The following is a 15,113-nucleotide window of genomic DNA, read 5'->3' as shown; positions in this document are numbered from 1 at the left end:
TTGCGTTGGGCCAGGCGCCGGACCGTCAGCACCAATCAGCGGCAGCCCGCTTGCGCCGTCTCGTGGGCGGTGCGTCGCGCCGTCAGCCGGAACGGTATGTCGCCGAGCTCACGCTCCGACATGGCGTCGAGCACGGGATGCGCAAGCGGATCGGCCAGCCAGGCGACCGCTTCGCCACCGTATGGCGGCTCGTGCACAGGGAATACTATCTTGAGCGACGATAACAGCCTCAACATGTCAGCCTCCGCAGGCCTGTCCCGTGAATAAAGTCTGCGTTTTCGGCATCACTTTCAATTGAGATTTCAGCCCCGCTGGTTTAGAAAAACTCAATGGCCATGCTCAACCGCGTCCACCTCAACGGCCTTCGCGCCGTGGAGACCGTCGCCCGTCTCGGCTCGCTCGCCGCGGCCGCCGGCGAACTCAACGTTTCGGCCAGCGCCGTTAGCCAGCAGATAAAGCGCGTGGAGCAGCAGCTCGGCCAGGCCGTGTTCGAGCGAACGACCAAGGGGCTGGTCCTGACCGAATTCGGCGCCATGTTCGCGATGCGCCTCGGCGCGGGTTTCCGCGAGCTCACCCAGGCCGTGGCGCTGGCCGACGAGGCGCGACAATGCACGCTGGTGGTTTCCGTGGCGCCGGCATTCGCCTCGAAATGGCTGCTGCCGCGGCTGTCGCATCACTTCACCCGGCATCCCAACGTGCTGTTGCGCATCGACGCCTCGGTGCGGCTGGCCGACCTCGACCATTCCGATATCGATATCGCCATCCGGCTTGGCGACGGCACATGGCCGGGCGGCAAGGCGGAGTTGCTTTTGGCACAAGAGGTGTTCCCGGTCTGCGCGCCCTCGATAGCGAAGAAACTGAAATCGATCGAAGACCTTGCCCAGACCTGCGCGATCACCGACGAACGGGCGATGATCAACTGGGAAAGCTGGTTCGACGCTGCCGGTGTCGAACCCGTCACCTTCCTGAAGGGCGCGCGCTTCACCGATCCGATGCTTTGCCTGGAATCGGCGATTGCCGGCCATGGCGTGATGCTGGGCTGGCAGTTGCTCGCCGCCGACGCGCTGGCCGACGGGCGGCTCGTCGCGCCGTTCGGGATCCGCGCCCAGAGCGGGCTTGGCTATTGGCTGGTGACCTCCGCCGCCAAGGCCGAAAGCCGCAAGGTCCGGGATTTCAAGCTCTGGATCAGGGAAGAGATCGAGGCGACGATGGCGCGGTTCGGCTCCGCGAAGACGGGCACGACCGATGCGATCACGGTGGAAAGCACCGTGGCGCCGGTCTATGTAGAGTCCGACATCAAACTACGGCAGGCAGGATCATGACCACACATTCGCGCGGCGTTTCCGCAACGATCGACCCGGTGAAGCTCGACAGGCTGGCGGAAGTCGCCATCAAGGTGGGGCTGCAATTGCAGCCCGGGCAGGACCTGGTGCTGACCTCCTCCATCGCCGCGCTGCCGCTGACCCGGCGCATCGTCGAGCATGCCTACAAGGCCGGCGCGGGGCTGGTGACGCCGATCTTCAACGATGACGAGATCACGCTGGCGCGCTTTCGCTATGGCGCCGACGCCGGCTTCGACCGCGCCGCCGGCTGGCTCTATGAAGGCATGGCCAAAGCCTTCTCCAACAATGCGGCGCGACTTGCCGTGCGCGGCGAAGATCCCTCGCTCCTGTCGGCGCAGGACCCGGCGAACGTGGCGCGCGCCAACAAGGCCAATTCGATGGCCTACCAGCCGGCGCTGGAAAAGATCACCGGCTTCGACATCAACTGGAACATCGTCGCCTATCCCGATCTCGCCTGGGCCAAGCAGGTCTTCCCCGATGATGCCGACGACGTTGCGGTGGCCAAGCTCGCCGACGCCATCTTTGCCGCCTCGCGGGTGGACGTGGAAGATCCGATCGGCAACTGGAAGGCGCACAATGCCGCCCTTCGCAGCCGCACCGAATGGCTCAACGGCCATGCTTTCCATGCGCTTCATTTCACCGGGCCGGGCACCGACCTGACGGTCGGGCTGGCCGACGGCCATGAATGGATGGGCGGCGCCTCCACCGCCAAGAACGGCGTCACCTGCAATCCCAACATCCCGACCGAGGAGGTCTTCACCACGCCGCATGCACGGCGGGTGGAAGGCCATGTTTCATCGACCAAGCCGCTCTCCTACCAGGGCACGCTGATCGACGAGATCTCGGTGCGTTTCGAGGGCGGCAGGATCGTCGAGGCGAAGGCTTCGAAGGGCGAGGACGTGCTGAAGAAAGTGCTGGACACCGACGAGGGCGCACGCCGGCTTGGCGAAGTGGCGCTGGTGCCGCATTCCTCGCCGATCTCGGCGAGCGGCCTGTTGTTCTTCAACACGCTGTTCGACGAAAACGCCGCCTGCCACATCGCGCTCGGCCAGTGCTATTCGAAGTGCTTCGTCGACGGCGCCTCGCTCAGCCAGGCCGAGATCGCGGAGCGCGGCGGCAACAAGAGCTTCATCCACATCGACTGGATGATCGGCTCGGACAAGATCGATATAGACGGCGTCGGCAAGGATGGCAGCCGCGTGCCGGTCATGCGCAAGGGCGAGTGGGCCTGACGGGAGCGCACGAAGGAGAGCTGATGGCCTTCGAGATCGCGGTCAAGCGGGTGTACGAACCACCCTCGCCCGATGACGGGCAGCGGGTCCTGGTCGATCGTGTCTGGCCACGTGGCGTCAGCAAGGAGCATGCCGCGCTGGCGCTATGGCTCAAGGACATCGCGCCGAGCACCGACTTGCGCAAGTGGTTCGGGCACGAGCCCGAACGATGGGCCGAGTTCCAGAAGCGCTATCGTGCCGAACTGGAAGGCAATGGCGAGGCCGTGGCGCAACTGCGCGCCCTGCTCCGCGACGGCAAGGTGACGCTGCTCTACGGCGCCCATGACGCGGCGCACAACAATGCCGTGGCACTGGCGGGGTATCTGAGAGGACAGTGACCTGTCCCTTCGTCATCCTCGGGCTTGACCCGAGGATCCATGCCGTGACGTCCGTCCGGAAATGCAACGGAGCAGAATCTGCACGGCTGCGACGCCCAAAAGTCACGGCATGGATCCTAGGGTCTGCGCCGCGTCGCTTCGCTCCTTGCTCCGCCCTAGGATGACGAACTGAGAGTGTACCGCGCCCTACTTCCCGACCACCGCCGCCTCATAAACATCCGGCTTGAACCCGACCAGGATGCGGTCGCCAACCTCGAGCACAGGCCGTTTGATCATCGTCGGCTTGGCCAGCATCAGTGCCTTGGCCTTCTTTTCATCCAGGCTCTGCTTATCCTTGTCCGGCAACTCGCGGAACGTCGTGCTGCCCTTATTGAGCAGCTTTTCCCAGCCGACCTTGCGGACCCAGCCATCCAGCCTGCCCGCCTCGATGCCTTCCGCCCGATAGTCGTGGAACCGATAAGCCACTGTATGGCCCTCCAGCCAGACGCGGGCCTTCCTGATCGTGTCGCAGGTGGTGATGCCGTACATGGTGATCGTCAAAACAGGTGCCTTTCGGACTTCGAATCTGGCCGCAGATTAAGCAGCCCCCGCGCGCTTTGCCAGCGGCCCGGCAGAACCATCGAGGAGCAAGTTTCTTCACTAGCGGGCGCGCGGTCGCCGATCCGTGACGACGACGTCCATAGAGTCGGATAGCGGCCAGGACATGATCCTGGCCGCTAGGATGCGGCGAAATGTGCCGCCAGCCGGGAAACCCGCCTCAATAATAGAAGCGCTCTTCGGCAATCTTGCCGTTCTTGACCGTGTACAGGCCAACCTCATCCATGGTGACACGCTGGCCCGTGGCCTTGGGCGTTATGTCAAATGTAAAGCGTACGGCGAACTGGTCGCCGTTGACATAAGGGCCCTCGACCGAGCCGCCATGGACTTCGTTGTTTTCCTGCCACCACTGGCCTTTCTGCTTGACGGCGTCCTTGCCGCGGCAGACGGCCATCGGCCCCTCCATGGCCTCATAGCTGACGATGTCGTCGGCATTGTATTTCTCGGCAGCACTTTCGTAGTCACCGCGCTTGAGAAGCTCCGTGAAATCCTTGGCAATTTCCGTGTTGGTCATGTGTTCCTCCTGTTCAGACGCATTGCAAATAGGGAAAGGTTGGCGGCCTGCCATCGTCGTGCCGTCTGGTAGCTGACATGCCATGTCAGGATGATGGACCGCGCGGACTATGCGAGGACGATTCCAGGCTCTCACATGGCGGGCAGTGCATCGTCCTGGCCGGTCAGCCGCCAACGTCCGGGCTGCTTGTAGGCGCCCTTCCCAATGAGACTGTGGATCAGCACAAAATCCCGGACAGTCCAGCCGATCGGATCGATCGACCGCTCGCGAATGCTGGGAACGCCCACTTCATCACGAAGCAATGTAACATGCGGTTCGATGGACCTGGTGAGAAAGGGTTTTAGCGGGCTGTCCGAGATCACCGCCGTCAGGTCACGCCAGAACTTCTGCAGCGGCGGATTGCCATCGCTGCCGCGCAGGACCAGTGCACCACCGCCAAAAGCCGACAGGCGATCGAACGAGACCTCGAAGGGCTTTGCAACGATCATCGATCCGATATGACAGGCGGCCTCTGCCAACTCTTGCGGATACTCCTCATGGTCGCCGAGGCCGACAAGCGAGATGTGGATGTGATTTTCCGGAACCAGCCAGCCTTGCAATCCGAACTCACGGTTCAAGGCAATGGCCTTTCGCGCGAGACGACCAGCAATCGCGCTGCCGACGAGGATGGCAAAGAACAGCCGGTGGAAATGCTTCCCGGCCTGTTCCCATCGGAAAAAGGCCTGGCCGTTCTTCGCGGTTCCGAATGCGGGTTGCCCACTCATACTGATCTCGTCCGCCAATTGACTCAGGGCGAGCATATTAGAACAAAACGAGAACAAGCGCAAGCCGAAAAATGATGCAGGCGTTGGGGCTCCCGCACCGCCGCATGCATCCAACCCCTGAAGGAGTGCTTCCTTGCGGTACGCCAATCACCGACGACGCCGGCAGACATGGCGCCTGGCTCACCACAAACGGGATAGACCTTTGACAGGAATCCGGTGAAAGTGCCGCGCCGAACCAGCAAGCCGCATTTTTGATGATCAGAGGACCGCACGCATGACAAACCCGATGCATCTGCCCGCCGAAGGCCTTTTTGTCGGGCGCGCCAGAAGCAGCGACGCCTCGCATCCCCTGGTGGTCACGGTGCGTGATGGCACCGTCTTCGACATCACGTCGAGCACGGCGCCGACCGTGCGCGGTATCTGCGAGATGGCCGATCCGGCAGGATACGTGCGCTCGGCCAAGGGCAAGCCGATCGGCTCGCTCGATGACATCGCGGCCAACAGTTTCGAGGCCGCGCGTGATCCGGCAAGGCCCTATCTCATCTCCCCCGTCGACCTGCAGGCGATCAAGGCCTCGGGCGTCACCTTCGTCGTCAGCCTGCTGGAACGTGTCATCGAGGAACAGGCGCGCGGTTCGGCGGAAAAGGCCGACGCCATCCGCGCCGACATTGCCGGGCTGATCGGCCACGATCTGTCCAAGCTCAAGCCCGGTTCGCCGGAAGCGATGGAGATCAAGGCCAAGCTCATCGCGCGCGGCGCCTGGTCGCAATATCTGGAAGTGGGCATCGGCCCCGATGCCGAGATCTTCACCAAATGCCAGCCGATGGCCTCGGTCGGTTTCGGCGCCGATGTCGGCCTGCATCCCGTCTCGACCTGGAACAATCCGGAGCCGGAGATCGCCGTGATCGCCGCCTCAAGCGGCAGGATCGTCGGCGCCACCATCGGCAACGACGTAAATCTGCGCGATGTCGAAGGGCGCTCCGCGCTGCTGCTCGGCAAGGCCAAGGACAACAACGCCTCCGCCTCGCTCGGCCCCTTCATCCGCCTGTTCGACGGCACGTTCTCCATCGACGACGTAAAGCGGGCCGTGGTCCGGCTGAAAGTGGAAGGTGAGGACGGGTTCTCGCTGGAGGGCGCGAGCTCGATGGCCGAGATCAGCCGCTCTCCCGAAGAGCTCGTAGCGGCTGCCATGGGCGCGCATCACCAGTACCCGGACGGCCTGGCGCTCTATCTCGGCACCATGTTCGTGCCTTCGAAGGACCGCGGCGAGAAGGGCAAGGGGTTTACCCATAAGGTCGGCGACATCGTCACCATCTCGTCGGAGAAATTCGGCGCGCTGGTCAACCGGGTGCGACTGTCGCCGGACTGCCCGCACTGGACCTACGGCGCCAGCCATCTGATGCGCGATCTTGCCAGGGCCGGCCTCCTCTAGCTCTGGGTTCACCCGAGGGCGGTCAATCATCGCTCCGGCGACCCTCGAGGCCGGTATCACCTGCCGCGAAAAATCATCCGAACTGATGCAATCTGATGGGACCGCTGATGGCGCCCCGTCAGGCGCCGACTACGACTGACAGGCGGAGGCTTGCCATTTGTCGAAAAAGAGGATGCTCTGATCATCCAACACGACGTTGGCGGGGAGGACGCGGTCTTGCCCGATCAAGAGGGCGGTTTCGAACTGATCAGTTTCAAACGGGAGGAAATCAAATGCTGACACGGCTAAGAGTGGTTCTATACGGCCTGCTGGTCGCGCTGACGGTCATTCCGGCGGCGGCGCAGGCCAAGACGTTCTACTGGATTTCACATGGCGGCCCGGCCGATCCGGTCTGGACATACTTCCTTGCCGGCGCCAAGCAATGGGCCAAGGACACCGGCAATACCGTCAACACCTCGTTCCACAATGGCGACGTCGCCTCGCAGCAGGAGGCGGTGCGGGCCGCGATCTCGGCCAAGGCCGACGGCATCACCACCACCAGCCCCGATCCGGGCAGCCTTGTCGAGATCGTCAAGGAAGCCCGCGCGGCCAACATTCCGATCATCAATTTCAACACGCCCGATCCCAAGGCCAATTTCAACGCCTATGTCGGCGGCGACAATGTCACCTTCGGCAAGCACTGGGCGCAGTATCTGGTCGACAAGGGCCTGGTGAAGAAGGGCGACTTCGTCTGGATGCCTGTCGAGATTCCCGGCGCCACCTATGGCGTGCAGGAAGAGGAAGGCATCAAGAGCGTGTTCGAGCCGCTCGGCATCACCTATGAGGTGACCGAGGCGACGCTCGACCAGGCCGAGGTGATCAACCGCATGGTCGACTATCTCACCGCTAACAAGGCCAAGGTGAAGGCGATCATCGGCCTTGGCGACCTCGTCACCGGCTCGATCAAACGCGTGTTCGACCAGGTCGGCGTCAAGCCCGGCGAAATCCCCGTCGTCGGCTGGGGCAACTCGCTCGACACCACCCAGGAAGTGCTGAACGGCTACGTCAATGCCGGCCAGTGGCAGGATCCGCAGGCGACCAGTTATGTCGCGCTGTCGCTCGCCAACATGGCCGCCAGCGGCATTCCCCCGGGCTTCAACGTCATCACCGGCGCGCTCTATGAGAAAGATACCGCCGAGATCTACGACAAAATCCTGTCCGGCAAATAGCCCCTGATCTCCAGCGCCGCGCGTCCACCGGGCGTGCGGCGTCCCGCCCTTTCGCCTGGTATCGAGCCGTTTGATGCGGCCCGATGGTCCGGCCCATTCCAACCAGTCGCGGGTTACACGTGGAAAATCGTTCGCTTGTCCAAGGCCTGATCGCGCGGCCGGAATTCGGCCCCTTCGTGCTGCTCGTCGTCGAGATCGCCGTCTTCTGGGGTTTCAACCACGACTTCCTGTCACCCCAGAACATCTCCAACACGTTGGCCTTCACGGTCGAGCTCGGGCTGATCGCGCTGGCGATGACGTTGCTGATGACGTCGGGCGAATTCGACCTTTCCGTCGGCTCGCTGTTCGGCTTCTCGCCGGTGCTGATGTGGACGCTGTTCAACAGCGGCCTCACCTCGCTGGAGATGGGCTTCGTTGTCGCGCTGCTGGTCGCCGCCTTCATCGGCCTGGTCAATGGCTGGTTCGTCACGCAGCTCAAGATCCCGTCCTTTCTGGTCACGCTCGGCATGCTCCTGGTGGTGCGCGGCACCGCGCTGTTCGTCACCGACGGCTTTCCGCAGCGCACCTGGAGCGCCGAGGGCAGTTGGCTGGCGGAGGCGCTGGTCGGCGATTTCTTCATCGGCCCGTTCCGCATCTACATGTCGCTGTTCTGGTTCATCGCCGCGGCCATCGCGCTGGGCTATGTGCTGACGCAAAGCCGCACCGGCAACTGGATCCAGGCCGCCGGCGGCAACCCGAACGCTGCGAGGGCGCGCGGCGTCAATGTCAGCCGCGTCAAGATCGGCCTGTTCGTGCTGTCCTCGGTCATGGCCTCGCTTGCCGGCGTCATCTCCTCGCTGCGCACCTCGGCGGCCAACCCCAACAGCGGCACCGGCTACGAACTCGAGGTCATCGCCATGGTGGTGATCGGCGGCACGGCGCTGACGGGCGGGCGCGGCACCATCATCGGCACCGTGCTCGGCATCCTTATCCTGCGCGTCATGCGCAACGGCATCGTGCTGATCGGCGTGCCCGGCCTTGCCTACAACATCTTCATCGGCGCGATCATCCTTGGCATGATGGCGCTTCATTCATGGCTGGAACGCCGGCATCAGGCAGGGACGTGAACCATGGCCGAGCCACTGATCCGCATGCAGAACATCCGCAAGTCCTACGGGCGCGTGCAGGCGCTGGTGGACGCCAATTTCCATGTCAACGAGCGCGAGATCGTCGGCCTGCTCGGCGACAATGGCGCCGGCAAGTCGACGCTGATCAAAGTGCTGTCGGGCGCGGTGCCGCTGACCAGCGGCGACATCTTCATCCGCGGCAAGAAGGTGAACCTGCGCAACACCAGCGACGCCATCGCCAACGGCATAGAGACCATCTACCAGGACTCGGCGCTGGTCACGCAGCTGTCGATCGCCCGCAATCTGTTCCTCGGGCGCGAGCCGATCAAGCCGCCGCGCTTCCTCAACCGCATGGACCAGGAGGCGATGAACACGGTCGCCCGCGACCTGCTCAAGCAGGTCGGCATTTCCAAGAACATTCCGCCGACGACGCCGATCGGCTCGCTCTCCGGCGGCGAGCGCCAGGCGGTGGCGATAGCGCGCGCCATGCATTTCGACAGCGATCTCATCATCCTCGACGAACCGACCAACAATCTCGGCGTCGCCGAAACCCAGGGCGTGCTGAGCTTCGTGCGCAGCGCGCGCGATTCCGGCCATTCCTGCATCTTCATCGCGCACAACATCCACCATGTCTTCCAGGTGGTGGACCGCATCGTCGTCATGCGGCGCGGCAAGGTGGTGGCCGGGGACATCGACCCCAAGACGACCAGCGTGGCGGAGGTTGAACGCGTCATCACCGGCATGTCGGACAAGGAGATCCGCGACGCCATCGCCGATGGCAAGGGGTCGCATTGAGGACGAGCGCAACATCCCTGGCGAAACAGCAGAATGGGCATCCGGGCGATGGGCGCGATCGGCGCCGCTCAAATCGCCCGTCTGGCGTGCCATCGCATCGGCAATAGGGTTGCGGCATGAAAGCCACCGTCTCTGACATCGCCAGGAACTGCGAACTGTCGACGGCGACGGTCGACAGGGTGCTCAACAACCGGAAGGGGGTCAGCGCGGCCAACCGGCAGCGCGTCATGGAGGCCGCCAAGCAACTCGGCTATCTGCCGGTCGCCGACCAGGTAACGCTCCCCTCGCGGCCGGCCAATCTGGAATTCTTCCTGCCGATCGGCAGCAACGCCTTCATGCAGGATCTGGCCAGGCATATCGAGGATTATGCCTCGCGCCTGCCGCTCGTTGCCTCGTGCCGGATCCACAACCTCGCCGGAATCTCGCCGAACGCCTTGCAGACCGCCGTCGAAAACCTGTCGCTGAAAGCCAACGGTGTCGGCGTCATCGCCGTCGATCATCCCAGGACGCGCAACATCCTGCGCGACATCGTCGAGGCCGGCATTCGCCTGGTGACGCTGGTGTCCGATATTCCGGCCGCACCACGCTCGGCCTATGTCGGCATAGACAACCGGGTGGCGGGACGGACTGCCGCACTCCTGATGGGACGCTTCCTCGGCGACCGCGAGGGCCAACTGGCGATGGTGGTCGGCTCGCGCTCCTATCGCGGCCATGAGGAACGCGAGATGGGTTTCCGCTCCGTGCTCGGCGAGGAGTTCCCCAACCTGAGCGTCAGCAGCGCCGTCGAGATCAACGACGAGACCGATGCCAGCTACGCCGAAACCATGAAGGCGCTGCGCAACGAGCCGGAACTGCTCGGCATCTATTGCATTGGAGCCGGACGCTCCGGCATTGCCAAAGCCATCCGGGAGGCCAGGCCCAACCGCAAACCGGTATTCATCTGTCACGACCTGACGAGGGAAACGCGCGGCTATCTCGTCGACGATCTAGCCGACGTCGTCATCGACCAGAATGCCAGGCTGATCGCCGAGCAATCGGTCATCCGCCTGCTTGGCTCGATCGCATCATCGGCGCCCTACCTGACGCGGAAATTCATCGAGCCGCGGCTGATCTTCCGGGAAAACGTCCCGGTGCAGTGACGCGGCCCGCGAGGTCTTCCGGTCACTGTGTTCGCGAGCGATACGGCGAATCTGCACAGCTGCTATGCACGATTCACGATTGCCGAATCATTGGGCAACCCATAGCTTCTAGTTGTCGGCCATCTACTCCTCCCAGATGCGATGCCGACGCTGAGTGGGGTGCACCTCCTCCCGCACCACATTCGAAATCGAGCCCGCTGCCACCTCCTCCCGGCAGCGGGCTTTTTTATTGCATGCCGGACATTTCCGGGAACGGCAGGGAATCCACGCAACATCAAAGCCACGGCAAACCGGAAGCGCACGCGCTGTCCGGCGCCAATGAGCCTTGCCGATGGATCAGCCCGCGGCGGCTCCGCCCCTGAAGGACTGGATCAACCCTTCCGCCATGCGCACCAATTGCGCGCTGGGACCTTCGGTGCCAACGGTCTGCACGCTCACGCGCGCGCCTTCGCACAGCAGCGAAAGCGTATCGGCCAGAAGTTCGGCCTGGCCGATGCCGGCGCCCCGGCAGAGCGCCACCAGGCGCTCGCGCTGGGCTTCCTTGAGTTCCTTGATCACGCGCCTGGCCGGATGGTCGGGTTCAGTCAGCTCAACCGCGGCGTTGGCCATGTCGCAGCCCCGGCAATCGGCCGTAAGCATCTCGGCCGCCTTGCGAACCCAGGCATGCAGTTGCGCGAGCTTGTCGCCCGGGTGCTCGGCTTCGAATGCGTCCCACATCGCGCCGGCCTTTGATGCGGTGGCGCGCAGGCATTCGATGATCAGATCGTCCTTGGATTCGAAATGACGGTAGAGCGTCATCTTGTTCGTGCCGGCAGCCTCGGTGATGGCGTCGACGCCGACGCCCTTGATGCCGTGCTTGTGGAACATGTCGCGCGCCGTCTCCAGGATCCGATCCCGGGGACGAGGACGCTCCACGACGCCGTCTGTCATCATTGATCTCCTTCGTTTCCAAAAATCCCTCGGCCACCTCTTGACTAGGGTGTTACCGGTCTGTAACTTCCAGAATGTTACTTACTGGTAACACCTATGGCGTCCGCCGTCAATAACAAGACCGTGATCTGGTCCGGCCAGATCGGGGCGGGCGAAAAATTGCATTTCATGCGGCTCCGGCCGGTGAAGAGATGAAAAACGGTTCGCGAGCATGGGCTGCGAATCGACAGACAAGGAGCCGGCCAATGCCACAGCGCCGCGATCTTACCATAGATGAAGCCGTCCGGGATCCGATGATCCGGCTGGTCATGAAAGCCGACGGGGTCGATCCGCGCGCTTTCGAAACAATGCTGCGCACGCTTGCCAGTTCGCAGCGCGGCGAGGTGCCGTTGCTCCGTTCGTCGGAAGAGTTCGGACGCGGCCAGAGGCTGTCCAGGGTTGCCACTGCATTCGGCAGGGCAAGAGCAGCCGGAGAGGCGTGCGTGTCGTGGTAAACTTCTTCATTCACCGCCCGATCTTCGCCTCGGCGATCGCCATCATCATGGTGCTCGCCGGGACGATTTGTTATTTCCTGCTGCCCGTCTCGCAGTTTCCCGACATCACACCGCCGCAGGTCGTGGTCAGCGCCCACTATCCGGGAGCCAGCGCGCAGGTGGTCGCCGACACGGTGACGACGCCGCTGGAGCAGCAGATCAACGGCGTGCAAGGCATGACCTACATGTCGTCGACCAGCTCCAATGACGGCTCCTCGACGATCACCATCACCTTCGATGTCGGCTATTCCCTGAGCACCGCCGCCGTCGACGTCCAGAACCGCGTCTCGCAGGCTGCCTCGTCGCTGCCGGCGATCGTCAATCAGGGCGGCGTGACGATCAAGAAGCAGAATCCGAACTTTGTCCTCATCGTCAACCTCACCTCGCCCGACGGTTCCGTCGATCCGGTGGCACTGTCGAACCTTGCCTATCTGCAAGTGGTCGACCCGCTGAAGCGGCTGCCCGGTGTCGGTGACGTGCAGATATTCGGCGAGCGGCGCTATTCGATGCGCGTCTGGCTCGATCCGGACAAGCTCGCCAATCTCGGCATCACCGCCGTCGACGTCCAGAACGCCATTGCCGAGCAGAACGTCCAGGTGGCCGCCGGCAAGATCGGCCAGTCTCCGGCGCCTGCCGGCACCGCTTTCGAGATGCAGGTCAATGCCGTCGGCCGGTTGAGCGATCCCAAGGAGTTCGGCGACATCGTCGTGCGCGCCAACACCACCACCGGTTCGCTGGTGCGGCTGCGCGACGTCGCCCGCATCGAGCTCGGCGCCCTGCAATATTCGTCGTCGGCCTTCTTCGGCAAGGACCCGACCGTGGTGCTCGCCGTCTACCAGATGCCCGGCTCCAACGCGCTCGATCTGCAGCAGCGCGTCAAGGACAAGATGCAGGAGCTGTCCGCCCGCTTCCCCAAGGGCGTCAGCTATGCCATGCACTACGACACGACGCGCTTCGTCTCGGCGTCCATGCATGACGTGCTGATCACGCTCGGCGAGGCTCTGGTCCTCGTCGTCGCCGTGGTTTTCATCTTCCTGCAAAGCTGGCGCACCACAATCATTCCGACGATCGCCATCCCGGTGTCGCTGGTAGCGACGCTCGTCGTCATGGAGATGATGGGCTTCTCGCTCAACATGCTCTCCCTGCTCGGCATGGTGCTGGCGATCGGCCTTGTCGTCGACGACGCCATCGTGGTGGTCGAGAATGTCGAACGACAGCTCGAGGCCGGGCTGAAACCGTTGGCGGCTACCAAGGCCGCCATGGCCGAAGTCACCGGTCCGATCATCGCCACGACAGCGGTGCTGATGGCCGTCTTCGTGCCGGTCGCCTTCATCCCCGGCGTTTCGGGACGCCTCTACAACCAGTTCGCGCTGACGGTGGCGATCTCGGTCGGCATTTCCGCCTTCAATTCGCTGACCCTGAGCCCGGCGCTGAGCGCCGCCTTCCTGCGCCATCGCCAAGGCACGCAATTCGTGCTGTTCCGCTGGTTCAATACGGGCTTTGACAGGCTGTCGCATGCCTATGCCAATGGCGTGCGCATCCTCATCCGTTTGCGCTGGATCATGCTCGGCCTGTTCGCGGCCGGGCTGGTCGCCACCTATTTCGTCTGGGCGAAGCTTCCCTCGACCTTCCTTCCGGTCGAGGACCAGGGCTATTTCTTCGTCGTCATCCAGTTGCCCGACGGCGCTTCGCTGGAACGCACCGACGCGGTGGCGCAGAAGGCGCGCGACATCCTGCAATCGACGCCCGGCGTCGACATCGTCGGCTCGATCAGCGGCCTGAACTTCCTGACCAGTGCCGCGCAGTCGAATTCCGCGGTCGAATTCGCCATCCTGAAGCCGTGGGAAGAGCGTGGCCCCGACCAGAGCGCCTCCAAGCTCGTCGCCGACGTGCGCGGCAAGCTGATGCAGATCCCGGAGGCGTTCGCGCTCTCCTTCGATCCGCCCTCGATCCCGGGCATCGGCACCACGGGCGGCTTCGAATTCGTCGTCGAGGACCTTACCGGCCGCGGCAGCACCGCGCTCAACGACGCAACGCAAGCCGTGATCGCCGAGGCGCGCAAGCAGCCGGAAATCAACCCGCAGCAGCTTTTCTCGCCATTCTCGACCTCGACGCCGCAGTTCAACTACGACCTCGACCGCGCCAAGGCGAAGCTGCTCGGGCTCAACCTGCCGGACGTCTTCAACACGCTGCAGATCTATCTCGGCTCGCTCTACGTCAACGACTTCAACCTGTTCGGCCGCACCTTCCGGGTGACCATCCAGGCCGACAAGGATGCACGCGCGGGTGCGGCCGACATTTCGCGGCTCTATGTGCGCAATGCCTCCGGCGGCATGGTGCCGCTCAGCACGCTGGGCAAGCTGGTGCCGTTCGTCGGCCCGGAAACGGTGCCGCACTACAACAACAACGCCTCGGCCTCGATCAATGGCGGCGCCGCGCCCGGCTATTCGTCGGGCCAGGCGGTCGCCGCCATGGAACGGGCCGCCGCCACGGCTCTACCAAGGGATTTCGGCTTCGAATGGACCGGCATCACCTTCCAGGAGCTCAAGGCGGGATCGATCGCGTCGGTCGTCTTCGGCCTCGCCATCGTCTTCGTCTTCCTGATCCTGGCGGCGCAATATGAGAGCTGGGCGATGCCGTTCATGGTGCTGCTGGCAGTGCCGCTCGCCTTGTTCGGCGCGTTCGTGGTGCTGTGGGTGCGCGGCATGCAGATCGACGTCTACTCGCAGATCGGCTTCGTCATGCTGATCGGCCTGGCGGCGAAGAACGCCATCCTGATCGTCGAGTTCGCCCGGCGACGGCGCGAAGAAGGGCTCAGCATCGTCGAAGCGGCGATGGAAGCGGCACGGCTGAGGCTGCGGCCGATCCTGATGACGGCCTTCGCCTTCATCCTGGGCGTGCTGCCGCTGATGTTCGCGACCGGCGCCGGTGCTGCCAGCCGTCAATCGATCGGCACCACCGTCTTCGGCGGCATGGTGGCGGCGACCATCCTGTCGCTGGTGTTCGTGCCGGTCTTCTATGCGGTCATCGAACAGCTGCGCGAACGGCGCGGCGGCGACGAGCCCGCTTCCCTGCATTCCGAACCAACTGCCGAACCCGCCTTGCCGCCCATGGCGCAAGCGGCCGAATAAGATTGGAGACTG

The 15,113-nt window shown here is 63.6% G+C and carries 15 protein-coding genes; 10 read left to right on the top strand and 5 right to left on the bottom strand.

Translation table 11 applies throughout. The features are described from left to right. Positions 1-35 precede the first annotated feature (35 nt). Positions 36-236 (bottom strand): hypothetical protein, encoded by a 201-nt coding sequence (locus LB547_RS12115; protein ID WP_140497946.1) that lies wholly within the window; start codon positions 234-236, stop codon positions 36-38. A 93-nt stretch (positions 237-329) separates the two neighbouring features. Here LB547_RS12115 and LB547_RS12110 point away from each other — a divergent pair, with 93 nt between their 5' ends. Genes LB547_RS12110 through LB547_RS12100 form a run of 3 tightly spaced genes read left to right on the top strand, consistent with a single transcriptional unit; the run spans position 330 to position 2,952 of the window. Beyond that, positions 330-1,322: a LysR substrate-binding domain-containing protein gene (locus LB547_RS12110; RefSeq protein WP_140762462.1), complete on the top strand. Its 993-nt coding sequence runs from the start codon at positions 330-332 to the stop codon at positions 1,320-1,322. Beyond that, positions 1,319-2,575 (top strand): aminopeptidase, encoded by a 1,257-nt coding sequence (locus LB547_RS12105; RefSeq protein ID WP_140564288.1) that lies wholly within the window; start codon positions 1,319-1,321, stop codon positions 2,573-2,575. Before LB547_RS12110 ends, LB547_RS12105 begins: the two co-directional genes overlap by 4 nt. A gap of 23 nt (positions 2,576-2,598) precedes the next feature. Continuing rightward, positions 2,599-2,952, top strand: a complete 354-nt coding sequence (locus LB547_RS12100; protein WP_140564289.1) for a DUF488 domain-containing protein — start codon at positions 2,599-2,601, stop codon at positions 2,950-2,952. Between the two features lie 186 nt (positions 2,953-3,138). Here LB547_RS12100 and LB547_RS12095 read toward each other — a convergent pair whose 3' ends face one another. The 3 genes from LB547_RS12095 to LB547_RS12085 all read right to left on the bottom strand — a co-directional run bounded on the left by LB547_RS12095 (position 3,139) and on the right by LB547_RS12085 (position 4,974). Then, on the bottom strand, positions 3,139-3,492 hold the full coding sequence (locus LB547_RS12095; RefSeq protein ID WP_140629186.1) for an ArsC family reductase: 354 nt from the start codon (positions 3,490-3,492) through the stop codon (positions 3,139-3,141). Between the two features lie 217 nt (positions 3,493-3,709). After that, positions 3,710-4,063, bottom strand: a complete 354-nt coding sequence (locus LB547_RS12090) for a nuclear transport factor 2 family protein (protein WP_140497937.1) — start codon at positions 4,061-4,063, stop codon at positions 3,710-3,712. A 131-nt stretch (positions 4,064-4,194) separates the two neighbouring features. Continuing rightward, the gene (locus tag LB547_RS12085) at positions 4,195-4,974 is read right to left on the bottom strand and encodes a 2'-5' RNA ligase family protein (RefSeq protein ID WP_224655981.1); all 780 of its coding nucleotides are present in this window, start codon (positions 4,972-4,974) and stop codon (positions 4,195-4,197) included. A gap of 127 nt (positions 4,975-5,101) precedes the next feature. On the opposite strand from LB547_RS12085, the gene LB547_RS12080 reads away from it, so the two are divergent. The 5 genes from LB547_RS12080 (at position 5,102) to LB547_RS12060 (ending at position 10,507) form a co-directional block, all read left to right on the top strand. Beyond that, complete coding sequence (locus LB547_RS12080; RefSeq protein WP_140762465.1) at positions 5,102-6,259, top strand: fumarylacetoacetate hydrolase family protein; 1,158 nt, start codon at positions 5,102-5,104, stop codon at positions 6,257-6,259. Positions 6,260-6,531: 272 nt separating this feature from the next. Continuing rightward, a complete protein-coding gene (locus tag LB547_RS12075) occupies positions 6,532-7,467 on the top strand; it encodes a substrate-binding domain-containing protein (protein WP_140497931.1) in 936 nt (311 codons plus the stop codon). A gap of 119 nt (positions 7,468-7,586) precedes the next feature. Beyond that, positions 7,587-8,573 (top strand): ABC transporter permease, encoded by a 987-nt coding sequence (locus LB547_RS12070; RefSeq protein ID WP_140558252.1) that lies wholly within the window; start codon positions 7,587-7,589, stop codon positions 8,571-8,573. A 3-nt stretch (positions 8,574-8,576) separates the two neighbouring features. After that, a complete protein-coding gene (locus LB547_RS12065; RefSeq protein WP_140497927.1) occupies positions 8,577-9,368 on the top strand; it encodes an ATP-binding cassette domain-containing protein in 792 nt (263 codons plus the stop codon). A 116-nt stretch (positions 9,369-9,484) separates the two neighbouring features. Beyond that, a complete protein-coding gene (locus LB547_RS12060; RefSeq protein ID WP_140623572.1) occupies positions 9,485-10,507 on the top strand; it encodes a LacI family DNA-binding transcriptional regulator in 1,023 nt (340 codons plus the stop codon). A gap of 336 nt (positions 10,508-10,843) precedes the next feature. Here the strand turns inward: LB547_RS12060 and LB547_RS12055 are convergent, their stop codons facing one another. Beyond that, positions 10,844-11,437, bottom strand: a complete 594-nt coding sequence (locus LB547_RS12055) for a TetR/AcrR family transcriptional regulator (RefSeq protein WP_140497923.1) — start codon at positions 11,435-11,437, stop codon at positions 10,844-10,846. Positions 11,438-11,682: 245 nt separating this feature from the next. Here LB547_RS12055 and LB547_RS12050 point away from each other — a divergent pair, with 245 nt between their 5' ends. Beyond that, positions 11,683-11,931, top strand: coding sequence for a hypothetical protein (locus LB547_RS12050; RefSeq protein WP_140762468.1), 249 nt, complete (start codon positions 11,683-11,685; stop codon positions 11,929-11,931). After that, entirely contained in the window at positions 11,925-15,101 is a 3,177-nt protein-coding gene (locus LB547_RS12045; RefSeq protein ID WP_140514947.1) for an efflux RND transporter permease subunit, read from the top strand. Before LB547_RS12050 ends, LB547_RS12045 begins: the two co-directional genes overlap by 7 nt. Positions 15,102-15,113: the final 12 nt, after the last annotated feature.

This window comes from Mesorhizobium sp. B264B1B, assembly GCF_020165765.1.
Lineage (GTDB): Bacteria > Pseudomonadota > Alphaproteobacteria > Rhizobiales > Rhizobiaceae > Mesorhizobium.
Note: the sequence above shows the minus strand (reverse complement) of the source record. Positions and strands in the feature narration are given on the sequence as shown.